General features: G+C 36.9%; 10 protein-coding genes. 6 read left to right on the forward strand and 4 right to left on the reverse strand.

From position 1 onward, the window contains the following. Window positions 1-169: 169 nt before the first annotated feature. On the reverse strand, window positions 170-415 hold the full coding sequence (locus tag UABHE_RS24305; RefSeq protein WP_372365895.1) for a hypothetical protein: 246 nt from the start codon (window positions 413-415) through the stop codon (window positions 170-172). Window positions 416-510: 95 nt separating this feature from the next. Next, on the reverse strand, window positions 511-2133 hold the full coding sequence (locus tag UABHE_RS24310) for a S8 family serine peptidase (RefSeq protein ID WP_372365897.1): 1623 nt from the start codon (window positions 2131-2133) through the stop codon (window positions 511-513). A 300-nt stretch (window positions 2134-2433) separates the two neighbouring features. Between UABHE_RS24310 and UABHE_RS24315 the strand changes: the two genes are divergently transcribed. The 6 genes from UABHE_RS24315 to UABHE_RS24340 all read left to right on the forward strand — a co-directional run bounded on the left by UABHE_RS24315 (window position 2434) and on the right by UABHE_RS24340 (window position 10754). Further along, window positions 2434-4779 (forward strand): HEAT repeat domain-containing protein, encoded by a 2346-nt coding sequence (locus UABHE_RS24315; RefSeq protein ID WP_372365898.1) that lies wholly within the window; start codon window positions 2434-2436, stop codon window positions 4777-4779. Between the two features lie 109 nt (window positions 4780-4888). Then, the gene (gene cysS / locus UABHE_RS24320; RefSeq protein ID WP_372365899.1) at window positions 4889-6352 is read left to right on the forward strand and encodes a cysteine--tRNA ligase; all 1464 of its coding nucleotides are present in this window, start codon (window positions 4889-4891) and stop codon (window positions 6350-6352) included. A gap of 13 nt (window positions 6353-6365) precedes the next feature. Beyond that, window positions 6366-7553 carry a hypothetical protein gene (locus UABHE_RS24325; RefSeq protein WP_372365900.1) on the forward strand — a complete coding sequence of 396 codons (1188 nt, stop codon included), beginning with the start codon at window positions 6366-6368 and terminating at the stop codon, window positions 7551-7553. 92 nt (window positions 7554-7645) lie between these two features. Further along, window positions 7646-8176 (forward strand): RDD family protein, encoded by a 531-nt coding sequence (locus tag UABHE_RS24330; protein ID WP_372365902.1) that lies wholly within the window; start codon window positions 7646-7648, stop codon window positions 8174-8176. Between the two features lie 166 nt (window positions 8177-8342). Then, complete coding sequence (locus tag UABHE_RS24335) at window positions 8343-8885, forward strand: TetR/AcrR family transcriptional regulator (RefSeq protein WP_372365903.1); 543 nt, start codon at window positions 8343-8345, stop codon at window positions 8883-8885. 15 nt (window positions 8886-8900) lie between these two features. After that, the gene (locus UABHE_RS24340; protein ID WP_372365904.1) at window positions 8901-10754 is read left to right on the forward strand and encodes a redoxin domain-containing protein; all 1854 of its coding nucleotides are present in this window, start codon (window positions 8901-8903) and stop codon (window positions 10752-10754) included. A gap of 219 nt (window positions 10755-10973) precedes the next feature. On the opposite strand, the gene UABHE_RS24345 is transcribed toward UABHE_RS24340, so the two are convergent. Beyond that, window positions 10974-12083, reverse strand: a complete 1110-nt coding sequence (locus tag UABHE_RS24345) for a hypothetical protein (RefSeq protein ID WP_372365906.1) — start codon at window positions 12081-12083, stop codon at window positions 10974-10976. Then, window positions 12080-12511, reverse strand: a complete 432-nt coding sequence (locus UABHE_RS24350) for a DUF3341 domain-containing protein (RefSeq protein WP_372365907.1) — start codon at window positions 12509-12511, stop codon at window positions 12080-12082. Before UABHE_RS24350 ends, UABHE_RS24345 begins: the two co-directional genes overlap by 4 nt. Window positions 12512-12519 lie beyond the last annotated feature (8 nt).

The raw sequence follows: 12519 nt of genomic DNA on the forward strand, positions 1-12519 counted from the left end.
CTTAGTAAGTGACCTGACAAAAATAGTTACTCATTGAATGCAGGGCTTTTATTTTCTAGCGCGGCGCGACGAGAGCGCGCAGCTGTAGCTGCGTAAACGAGGAGCAACAAAACTAGTAAATAAAAGAACAAAATGCCAATGGGTAAATACTTTTGGCGGGTCACTTAGATTACTGATTGTCTTCGCCGTCGAGATTTTCAAAAATGTAGCTAGGGATAGAATTGATAAATATATGAGCTACAACCATTCCGCCAAAAATAGAACCTGGTATAACCAAAAATAGAAACGATAAAATATCAAAATATCTTTGACCATAATAAATCAAATAGCCACTTACAACAAAGAGTGCAACAAAACCAATTAGAGTACTTGTCCACACGATTATGTAAAGAAAACCGCTTACCAGCCATCTCATTAGATTTCCTTTAAAAAAACTCAAGTTGCGACTGTTCTTTTACGCCGCAACTCAAGATTAAAATAGATGGTTTCTGTATCTATTTTAGATTTTTATTATTTGGCTAATGCACGTAATGCGTCAGAAGCTTCTGGAATATTTTGAATCTCTGCAAAAATTTCACTGCGCTCCTCTGCGGTTATTTCGGTCTTTTCTTCCACAGACTGCAATAAACTGCAAAGTTTCGCATTGTTTTGTTGCAGTTGCAGCATTTCGACATTTACCATTTCGTGAGAATCATCTCTGGTCTCCCAGCCAAATAACAACGAGAGGTAAGGCATCGAAACCTTGTCTTTTGCGATTTTTTGTGTATCAATTTTTGGTTGTACATCAAGTGCTTTTGATGCTTGTAGTACACCGTTGCCATAATATTTCTTCGAATCTTTTAAGTCTTTTCTTGCGGAACTAAATAGTGCGTGCCTTACTGCATTTACTTTTTGCCACGGCTCATCAAAAGAAAAAGAATTATACTTTTGTAACCATAGAGCTGCTGTAGCGGCTACTTGTGGTGTTGCAGAAGACGTTCCACCACCATTGCCTATTTGATCAGGCTTACCAAGTCTTGCCCAAGGCATATTTGGTGTGTAAGCAGCGATTGCAGAATCCATAAGTTTTTCTGGACCCCAGTTCCCTTGCATACCAAAAAAGAATGGATCTGTTTTAAAGTATGGTTTGTTGTCATAACAAACACCACCAACCGCGATGACTCTTTTGAATTTTGCAGGAAATACAACAAAATGAGTAGGAACTCCACCTGCGACATTATTACCAGCAGCAGTAACGATTACTAAACCACGTTCGTAAGCATTATTAATGGCTTCAGCCCATAATTTTGAAGCTACTCCGCCCATTGACATACTGACCACATCGCAATTAATTGACACGGCATAATCGATTGCTTTTGCAAAAGCATCTAGTTGAAATAGTAAAACAGAATTTGATAAACGTACAGGAACAACTTCAACTTCCGGCGCACCACCAAGATAATCAGAGAATTTTTTCCCCGAAGGCTGTACGAGATTACCAGCTAAAATTCCCAAAGTTCCGGTTCCGTGTCCTGGTTGTTCCATTATTCCTTTTTTACCTGGATCAATAGCCGAAGATTCATTTTCGCCTTTAACATAATTGCGCTCTAAATCTTTGCAGATATTTTTAGGTGTGGTGATATGTTTAGCGTCATAACCGGTGTCAAAATGAGCAACACGTATACGTCTGCCGCTTTTGTAATTACCTTTTTTACGCGCTTCTTTTAGTTGTGAATGAGTTTTTTCTAAATGCCAAGCAAAAACTTCTGGATCATCTGGGTGACCCCACTCATCATCATAAGCTCTTTTTTCTGAAAACTCTTTTTGTAAAGCTTCTGCAAGTTTTCTTTGGTTTTTATTTATAGTAGGGCGATTAGGTTCTCCGTAGACAACCTCTTCGTTTTGTTCGACTAATTTATGAGCTAAATCCCAAGGCGACTCTTCAATGCGCTCATCTGTTGTCGCCATATACCAACTCCCTAACATGGTACCACGTAACTTGGTTAGGGGTTTTACAGTAAATGTAATATTTCCAGCACGTAATGTTTTTTGCGAAAAACTACGGCTGTTTTGTACTTTAATTAATATTTCTTCTGCTGTAGTACTAATGATAATAGCAGTAAGAAAAAACATGAAGAATAGTTTCTTCATCATAAAATAACCTCCGACTAAAATGTTACTAGTGTCAACAGCTCTTTATAAAAACATCAAAAGAGCCGTGTGTCTTTGTTTAGACTTTATTATTAAACATATTTTTTACACAATAATCAATATGTTTTGTGTAAACTATAGATAGAGCTCACCTATATTTAAATTTAAGACTACGAGTTAAGCTATTTTGAATTCGCACCTAGATATTTGAAAAAAAATATTGCATAATATTGATCAAAATCATTAGCTCGTGTATCGATTAATGCAGAGTGTTTAGAAATTTTTTTATTTGGGAGAATTATTTTGTTGAAGCGCATTGGCAAGCTGTTTGTATTTATTATCAACAAACTAGCTCATTTTTCCGACAAATCTTTTGGAGCTGTCGGGCTACAAATCCCCAGTGCTACCGTACGTCATATAACAATGTATTCTTTTTATATATTGTTTTTTCTTGGAATACTACCGTATGCAGGAAAATTGTGGCCATATTTACCGTTGGTGCTGTTATGGTTTTTATTTATTTGGAATTTAGGCATTATTATCTACTTTTTTCGTTTGCGTAGTGAACGTAATGAAACGTATGAAGGGATTGTAACTTTAGGTACTAGAGAAGAAAATAATTTAAAGTTTTATTCAAAAGAACGCGAACAAGTCTACCAACCACTAATAATATTCGTAATCAACCTTGTACAAATATTAGTAATGGCTGGTATATTACGCGAAATTTCTTTGTTATATCCTAAAAGTTTTGAAGTAGAAAAGCTATCACAAGGTATGCCTCAATTGGTATATTGGGGAATATATACCATAGAACAAATTGTACGCACAGTTGATGTCGTTGATTTATTTGATAGCGTTGTTCCCGTACAAAGTTATATTGCAAGTTACACATATGGTGTCAATGTTATTTTAATCTTGTTTCGCTTGGTAGTTTTTTTCATTTTGTGGAAGACTTGTCATTTGTACATACAAACACGTCAGTTAATTCGCAAAACAATATTAACATTTGGAAAAGTAATTGATGGCGTAGAACAAGCGGTATTTATGAATGGTATGGTAATTTCTGAACTTATTGACGCAACACAACACAAATTACCGCGTATTCGCCACGGCGCTGTTTGTGCTTTGGGAAAACTGCAAGAAAAAAGTGCAATACCTGCGATTATAAAATCACTGCATGATGTTCGTAAAGAAGTTCGCTTAGCGGCTCTTCTTGCTATAGAAGATTTGCAAGAGAATTCTGCCGTGCCAAATGTTATTCGCAGTTTAAAAGACGAGGACAAAAGTATACGTCGTACAGCTGCAAGGGTACTTTCCAAATTAGATGACCCCAACTCTTTACCTTTCTTTACTTCGGCATTAAAAGACACTGACAAAGAGGTTCGTTATGCTGTTGCCGAGGCGCTAGAAATTATTGGTCACAAGGAAGCTGTTCCAGCCTTTGTAAACATATTGCAAGATACATCCGCAGATGTTCGCCGTGTTGCAGCGCGTGCATTGGCTGAAATAGGTGATATTTCAACAGTTTCAGCGCTGATTGATGCCATGAATGACGAAGATGAAGAAGTGCGAAAAGTTATCACCAAAACACTTGGCAAATTGGGTGACAAAAAAGCATCTGCTGCTCTTGTTGGAGCTTTACAAGACGATCGTAAGGATGTGCGTGCAGCTGCCGCCGAAGCTTTAAGCTTTGCAGGAGATAGTGACGCAGTTTCGGAACTAATCAAAAAATTAAAAGACCCTTACGTCGATGTACGTGGTTATTCTGCTCGTGCTTTAGGAAAAATAGGGGACTCTTCTGCTATTCAGCCTCTTATTGAAACTCTAAAAGACGATAGTAATTTTGTTTCATCCCAAGGATCAGATGCGATTAGCAAACTCATCAATGAAGATGCGATTCCAGCGATTATAAAAACGCTCAAAGATAAAAATAAAAATGTACGTCGTTGGGCAGCGCGAACTTTAGGTAATCTAAAAGATCGCCGTGCTGTCGAACCATTAGTAGACGCGCTTAGTGACCAAAATGAAGGTGTGCGTCGCCAACTTGTTATTGCACTAGGAAAATTGGAAGACAAAAAAGCCGTTCCAGCCTTACTCGATGCATTAGATGATAAAAAATATAATGTACGTAAGGAAGCTGCTATCGCTCTTGGTGAACTCGGCGACACTGGAGCAGTCAAAAAGCTAATAGAAAGTTTAAAAGACGAAGACGAATATGTTCGTGGGCATGCAGCACATTCCTTGGGTAAACTAGGAGATAGTAGTGCCGTTCCAGGACTCATGAATACGATCAAAGACGAAGATGAATATGTTCGTACATATAGTGCTGGAGCTCTCGGTCGTTTAGGAGATACTAGTGCTGTTCCAGAATTAATCAATGCTCTTCGCGATGAATGTGATGATGTACGAATTATTGCTGCTTGGTCATTGGGAAAACTTCGCGATACTTCCGCGGTAAATTCACTACTTGACTCTCTTGAGGATGCCAATGATAAAGTACGTTTAAATTGCGCTGAAGCGATAGGAAAACTTGGAGATACAAGTGCGCTACCAAAAGTGAAAGATCGCATGACTAAAGAAGAAACAAAAGAAGTACAAAGAATGCTTTTTGTTGTTTACGAAATACTCTGTGAGTTGGAAGAAGCTTAGATTACAATCGAACAAAAAGAGAACTACATGGTTATATATAAGTGGCCAAGAACTTATGTCACTTATATATCCATTTACCATAAACCTTGATAGGTAGAAATTATAAAAAATGAAAGTTTACAACAGTTATTCAAAAAAACTGGAAGAATTCACTGTCGAAAATAATACGGTACGTATGTATAACTGCGGCCCCACAGTTTATGATTATGCGCATTTGGGAAATTTCCGTTCGTTTTTGTTTGCTGATTTGATACGTCGTTATCTTGAATTTAAAGGATACGAAGTAAAACAGGTTATGAACTTTACAGATGTTGGTCACATGAGCCAAGACGACTTAGAACCTTCTCGTGAAGGTGAAAATCTCGATAAAATGGCTTTGGCAGCCAAACGTACTGGAATTACAGATCCACAAGCGCTTGCAGATAAATACATTGATTGTTTCATGGAAGACTCGAAAATACTCAACGCATTAGAGCCTTGGAAAAGACCGCGTGCAAGTGAACATGTAGCCGAAATGGTTGAAATTATCAAAACATTAGTTGCAAATGGCAATGCTTACGAAGTTGATGGTTTTGTTTATTTTGATCAAAGCTCCTTCGAAAGCTATGGAAAGCTTTCGGGGAACTCCGTGGAAGATCTTGTCGAAGGCCAACGTGTTGAAATTGATAAGCGTAAGAAAAGTGCTGCCGATTTTGCACTTTGGAAATGTGACGACAAGCACATTATGAAGTGGCCATCCCCATGGAGCACAGGATTTCCAGGATGGCACATTGAGTGTTCAGCAATGGCAATGAAGTACTTAGGCGAAACTCTTGATATTCACACTGGTGGTGAAGACAATATTTTTCCTCACCACGAAGCTGAAATCGCCCAATCGGAATGTGCGACACACAAAACATTTGCACGTTATTGGCTCCACGCAAGACATTTACTTGTCGATGGCGGAAAAATGTCGAAATCAAAAGGTAACTTTTTTACAGTACGCGAATTAATTGCAAAAGGTTATAGTGGGAGTGAGATACGTTATGCACTTATCTCTACTCATTATCGACAAAATATGAACTTTACTACTGGTGTCAAAGATGGTAATTATCAAAATATCGAAAAAATAGAGGCATTAGAAGAAGCAAAAACAAACATCAGGCGTATGAAAGACTTTATTGCAGCGATGGAACAAATAGAAAGCACGTGCAAACAAGGAATCAATTCACTAATAGAAAAAACGCTTGCTGATTTTTCTGCTGCTATGGATGATGACCTTAATATTTCAGGCGGACTTTCAGCAATGTATCAATTTATTCGCGAAGTAAATAAATTACGCGATAAAGAACAACTTGGACGCGAAGACGCACAACAAGCGATAGACACTATAAAAAAAATAGATTCAGTTTTAGGTGTGTTGTGTGATGAGGAACAACAAGTATCAGAGGACATTTTACAACTTGTAAAAGAACGCGATGAAGCAAGATTAAATAAAAATTTTCCCCGAGCAGACGAAATTCGCGACACCTTAATAGAAATGGGTTATGTTCTTGAGGATTCTTCCAAAGGCACTATTTGTAAAAAAATATAATAAGGAGTTTGGCATGAGAAAATTAATTTGCATAGTATTTATCACCTCATTGATATTTGCTCAAGAAGCGAATTTAGAAATGCAATTACGAGATATATACGTACAACTATTTGATTTAAAAAAACAAGCAGATGAAAACGGTTTCACCCCACAATTGCGCAAGCGCATAATTGCATTAACAGAACAAGCAGAAGAATTAGAGATAGCAATGAGTATCGATGATGACTCTTCTATGGAAGAGCCACAAATGGACGAAGAGCCACAAATGGACGAAGAACCACAAATGAATGAAGAGCCACAAATGGATGAAGATTCGTCTATGGAAAATGAAAAACCTCTACGCGAAGTGAATAATGATAGCCCAGACAATTTAAAACAAAAATTACAAGAAACTAAACAAGAACTAAACGAAGCAAAACGCGATCTCAAAAATAGCACAGGTGAAGAACGAGAGTACATGCAACTTTACGTAAATTCACTAGCCCAAGAAGTAAAAGAACTACAAAAGAAAATGAAAAAAAACAAAGGCAAGAAAAATAAAAACAAAAAAAATAACAAAAACAAAAAGAAACGCAATTTTGATCGCGAAAATGAAAACGATGAAGATGATTTTTTGAGAAAGCCTCGTCGCGGTAAAAACCAAAACGCAAGACAACGCGACTTTGGGGAACGTCGTGACTTTGGAGAACGTGATAATTTTGGAGAACGTCGTCGCAATTTCAGAGAACGTGGTAATTTTGGAGATCGCGGTAATAGACACCGTCGTTTTCAAGATTCAAATAGAGAAAATTTTAGAGAACAAGCAGACGAATTTCGCAATCGCAGACGCGGTGATTTTCAACGTTCACCACAAAACTTTCGCAACAGAAACAACCGCAATGAATTTCAAAACCGCGGTTTCTCACAACATCGAAATGCAAGTAAACGCGAAGAAGTGTTAGAAAGAGAAGCAAAAGAACTGGCGCGTGAAATACGTCATCTTCGCGGAGAAGATAGAGAACAAGCGGTTGACTCCCTTCGTCGTGTACTCAGTGAAACTTTTCAACTACGCGAAGAAAGACGTGAACGCGAATTCTCTGAAATGGAACGTAATATAGAACGCATGCGTAATTTGTTGCGTAAGAGAAATCAAAATCGCGACCGCATTATCGAAATGCGCCTTAAGATGTTAACTGGAGAAGATGAAGAGTGGAAGTGGTAAGTTTTACTTTGATATAAAATGTAAAAATCTATTCTAAGCCAAGAGAAGTTTTACTTTCTCTTGGCTTTTTTTGTTATGAAAGAAAAAAATCCATGAGTTTTGGACGTGTTGGCTTTGTGAAACGTACGTGTGCATTTATTTTAGATGTTATTTTTATTATCACACTTACAACTCTGATATCTGCTCTGATAAATATCCCAAAAGAAACAATCGCAAATACTTATGCGTTTGTGATTTTAGTCTTAGTTTGGGGATTTATTGAAGCGATAACAGGCTGTACACCAGGTAAGAAAATTTTCAGTATTAAAGTGAAAATGTCCAGTGGGTTACAAGCAAATTTTACAACGTTATTACTGCGCTCTTTACTAAAATACAACTTGCCAATAATTATTTTTTTCATTACTCTAGCATTCCCCACAAGAACTTTATTAAAAGAATATTTATTGTTTTACTCTATCGTGTCTATTTTCTTAATTAATCTTATATTTTTGGCAGCGTATATATTAATTTTAACCAAGAATAAGCAAGGATTACACGACAAAATTTGTAATACTGCAGTGTATGCGATAAATGACTACAGTTTTTGTTTTACAAAAGACAATCCAACCGAAAATACTCATTAGCTTTTTCATTAACCATTCATAACTAAATCATTCTTTCGCAAACCTCTTTTTTACTTGCGATATAGCATATCCTTCAAAATAAAATCACTTGAAAACTTGACAAAACAAACTCCGAATGATACACTTTTGTATCAAAAAGTACACAAGAGTTTATTTTGGAGTTATTATGAAAAAAGAATCGAAAAAAAAAGAACTGTTAGATACAGCAGCATCAATATTGGCAAAAGATCCAGCAGTATCAATGGAGCAAATAGCTAACCACATAGGAGTAGGACGTATTACACTCTATCGTTATTTTCCAAAAAGAAACGACCTAATTTATGAACTTGCATTAGAATCGATTGCCCAAACAGATGAAGCAATTCAACCTCTTTATGAAAAAGAAATTTCAAATAGAGAAATACTAGAAAAAGTATTCAATAACCTAATTCCTCTAGGCGCGCGTTTTCATTTTTTAATTTACGAAGTTTCTCTCCATAAAAATTCTGAAATTGAAAAAGCTTATGAGCGTCAAATAACAGAACTTTATAAATTTATGGAAATTCTCAGATCAGAAAATTTAATTTCAATGTCCTCGACATGGGCTCTTTATGTTCTCGATGGACTAATTTGGGCTGCGTGGTTAGCCATTGAAGAAGGAGATCTCGCACGCAATCAAGCGAAAGATATAGTAGTTAACACGTTTTTGACCGGGCTTTCTTCCAAATAAATAAGGAGAAACAATATGTTAAAATTCACTACTTATATTATTGTTATAATGTGTATTTTAGTTCATTTGCAGACAGAAGAGACATTACAAGCTAATATAATAGGAACACGTGCTATTGATCTTAATGGTAAAGTTATCAAATTGGGTATCAGTGAAAATATTTCGCCCATAGCTGTTGTCTTTTTAGACACAAGTTGCCCCATTTCTAATCGCTATGCCCCAAAGTTGAATAAAATTTATCAACAAAGTAACAAACAAAACGTTCCTTTTTATGGAATTATTTCCGATCCAGAAATATCACGATCACAAGCAGTAGAATTCCAAGCGCAATATAAATTACAATTTCCTATTTTATTTGACTCTGCAGGAGATTTAGCTAGTCGCTTACAACCAACAACAGTACCTGAAGCTTTCGTCGTTAATAAAGAAGACGAAGTTGCGTATCGCGGGCGTATTGACAATCGTTTTTCTTCTGTGGGAAAACGCAGAACAGTATCAACAACCAATGATTTACAAGATGCAATTTTGTCTGTCGCTAAAACAGGCAAAAGTGTTATAAAAAATACCAAAGCTATTGGTTGTATTTTTGAAGCATGGGAAGGCAAAATAGAGGAAGTAAACTACAACAGGCATATTGAGCCTATTTTACGTGCTAACTGCACGAGTTGCCACCAACCACAAGGAATAGGACCTTTTTCTCTCACTACATATAAAGATGCAAAACGCCGCGGTGGAATGATTTCATATGTAGCGCATGAAAAAATTATGCCTCCATGGTATGCGAAAAAAGGTTTTGGTAGCTTTCGCGACGAACATAGATTAAGTGACCGTCAAATTTCTCTATTAAAAAAATGGGCAAAAAATGGACGAAAAAAAGGCTTAGAAGAAGACAAAATGCCAGCAGTAAAAATTCGTACTTCGAAATGGGCTTTAGGAAAACCAGATGCTATAGTTACAATGCCTGAACCTTTTGATATTCCAGCAGAAGGTGAAGATATCTACCGTTATTTTGTTGTCCCTTCCGCTTTTTTAGAAGACAAAGTCATTGTTGCCCTTGATTTTCTCCCTGGTAACACTCAAGTCGTTCACCATTCCATTTATTATGCAGATTATTCAGGGAAAGCTCTACAAATGGATAAAAACGATCCTCAACCTGGTTTCTCGGTATTTGGCAAAGGCGGTTTTATGGAGGCAAATAACCAAGCTTTCTCTATCGGCGGTTGGGCACCAGGAGCTGCTCCGTACACACTTCCTTCTGGTTATGGAATTGACCTTCCAAAAGGTCACGATATTGTTATCGAAATTCACTATCATTTAAATGGTAAAAAAGGAACAGACCAAAGCTCCATTGGATTTTATTTTGCTAAAAAACCAGTAACAAAATTCATTGATGGTTTTATCATGGGAACCCAACAAGTCAATATTCCGGCAAATGAAGAAAATTATCAACGCCGAATAGTTATGGATGTCCCTGCTGACATGAAAGTAATAGATATTTCACCACACATGCATTATATTGGCAAAGATATCAAAGCAAATATCATTCTTCCAACAGGAGAAAAACAACCACTGCTTCATATCGAAAAATGGGACTTTCGTTGGCAAAGTAACTATGTATACCGTCAACCTGTTTTTGTTCCAAAAGGAAGTCAAATAGAAGCATTTTTTAGCTTTGATAACTCTGCTAATAATGCAGCTAATCCTAACTCTCCTCCGAAGAATATTAAGTGGGGATGGGACTCTACACAAGAAATGTGTGAGTTATATTTTACAATTATTGCCAAAGATCGGGATAAACAAGCAATTCGCACCGCTTCTTATTCCTCTTGGATTCGCTCGGCAAATCCCAAAGTGAAGACAAAAAACTAGAGACATCGTCAACTAGACACTTATCTGGCTCGACGTTATTATTCTCTTAATCTAAGATATCAGCAAGAACTCGTTCTGTTGCTATTAAGTGAAAAATGTAATGTCTGCGGATTTTTGTTAGGCTCTTAAAGTTTCCTTAATTCCAATAAAAAAGGTATGCATAAAATATGCATACCTTTTTTTGTTAACTATATAAAACTTCACTGTATTAAAGTTTTTTTATGCTGCTTTTTCTTCTGAAAAGCCTGTTTTAAATTGCAAGTAGTAAATACTCGCGATTAAGGCAAATTCGATGGCTACTGCTATACCACTTAGGTCAAGTCTTCCAGAGAAATGTTCATGGTGAGAGTCGAATATTGGGACACCACCAATGATATATACTTTTTCTAGAATAGATCCAGTGACAATTAATAATCCAAGAAATACCATTGTTTTTGGGTTTCCTTTTACGCGTTTGAACATCAAGGACACGAAAGGAATCAAAAATAATAGTATCGCCGCTGAAAAACCAATATATAAGAATTTGCTAAAATATATTGGTGTATTAACACCACCTTCGAATGTTCTTGTACTGAAAAACAGTACTTCTTCAGGGATGTTTCCATACCAAATCGCAATGAATTGCGAAAAGAACATGTATGTCCACAGAATACTAAAACCGTGCATTAGTAGCGAAACATCGTATTGCGACTTTTCGACGTCTGCAGGTACTTTATCATTATGTTGCTTAAACATACCGTAGCATAAACATGCTGAGATAACTAAGCCTAGGTACAAACCTTCAACAAAGAAAGACGCACCAAAAAGTGTACTAAACCATGGGTATTCCAAAGGCATTACTACATCTAATGCGTAGAAAGTTTGGCAAATTACGTAGGAGAAAAGATACAGTACTGCAAATCTTCTACTGACTAGACTGTTACCTGCTAAGGTGTATTTTGAGTAAAGGGCTGCAAAAACAAACGATATCATCATAATCGCGAAATTGCGTCCTACGCAAAATGCTAAGCCTGTAAACCATTTGGATTTTCCATTTGTCACGGCTTCAGGGTATAGAGTGCTCCACTGTGGAATAATAAGTAAATACAGTATTGCACACATCGCTATTAACGGTACAGCTTTTAACAAGTGCTTCTTTAGCGGTACGGCCCATTTGCCTTCGCATAATTCTGCTGCTGCAACAAGTGCAACACAACCTTGAGCAGCTCCTAAGAATATAGCAAGGTTAAAGATAAGCGATGATTGATGAAAATTACCGATACCTTGTTCTACGCCCCATACAACAAGTACAGCAAGTCCAATAAATACTGCTAGCTTTTGGGGTTTCATTCTTGCTTCTCCTTCATGATGATAGCAAAGTCATTTCCATAATCTTTCTCTGGTACGATTTGCGTCGGATTAGGCAACCTACTGAGAAACAAAAAACCAAGTAACGAAAAGATACCCCCAAACAGGATTGTCAATTCAAAGGCAACTACAAAAAATGGTGGTAATGAATGTATTGGCTTACCACTGGTGATTATTGGCCAGTGCCATACCGTATAATTTGTAAGTGCTAAACCTGTTGTTACACCGCTTAAAGCTCCTACAAGTGTAAAAAACTTCAGTTTAGAAGGCTTACCAAGCATCGCATCTAGGCCGTGAACTGGATAAGGAGCAAATACTTCTACGTCATCTTCTGTCGCCCCGCCTTTAACCAATTCCCCCAATTTCTTTATGAAATCAGTTTCATTATCGAATATATACTCTTTGCTCACAATGTGTC

This window comes from Candidatus Uabimicrobium helgolandensis, from assembly GCF_041508025.1.
Taxonomy (GTDB): domain Bacteria; phylum Planctomycetota; class Uabimicrobiia; order Uabimicrobiales; family Uabimicrobiaceae; genus Uabimicrobium; species Uabimicrobium helgolandensis.

Coding starts and splice junctions, on each gene's coding strand:
- UABHE_RS24305 (WP_372365895.1), bottom strand. CDS start 415: ATGAGATGGCTGGTAAGCGGTTTTCTTTACATAATCGTGTGGACAAGT.
- UABHE_RS24310 (WP_372365897.1), bottom strand. CDS start 2,133: ATGATGAAGAAACTATTCTTCATGTTTTTTCTTACTGCTATTATCATT.
- cysS (WP_372365899.1), top strand. CDS start 4,889: ATGAAAGTTTACAACAGTTATTCAAAAAAACTGGAAGAATTCACTGTC.
- UABHE_RS24325 (WP_372365900.1), top strand. CDS start 6,366: ATGAGAAAATTAATTTGCATAGTATTTATCACCTCATTGATATTTGCT.
- UABHE_RS24330 (WP_372365902.1), top strand. CDS start 7,646: ATGAGTTTTGGACGTGTTGGCTTTGTGAAACGTACGTGTGCATTTATT.
- UABHE_RS24335 (WP_372365903.1), top strand. CDS start 8,343: ATGAAAAAAGAATCGAAAAAAAAAGAACTGTTAGATACAGCAGCATCA.
- UABHE_RS24340 (WP_372365904.1), top strand. CDS start 8,901: ATGTTAAAATTCACTACTTATATTATTGTTATAATGTGTATTTTAGTT.
- UABHE_RS24345 (WP_372365906.1), bottom strand. CDS start 12,083: ATGAAACCCCAAAAGCTAGCAGTATTTATTGGACTTGCTGTACTTGTT.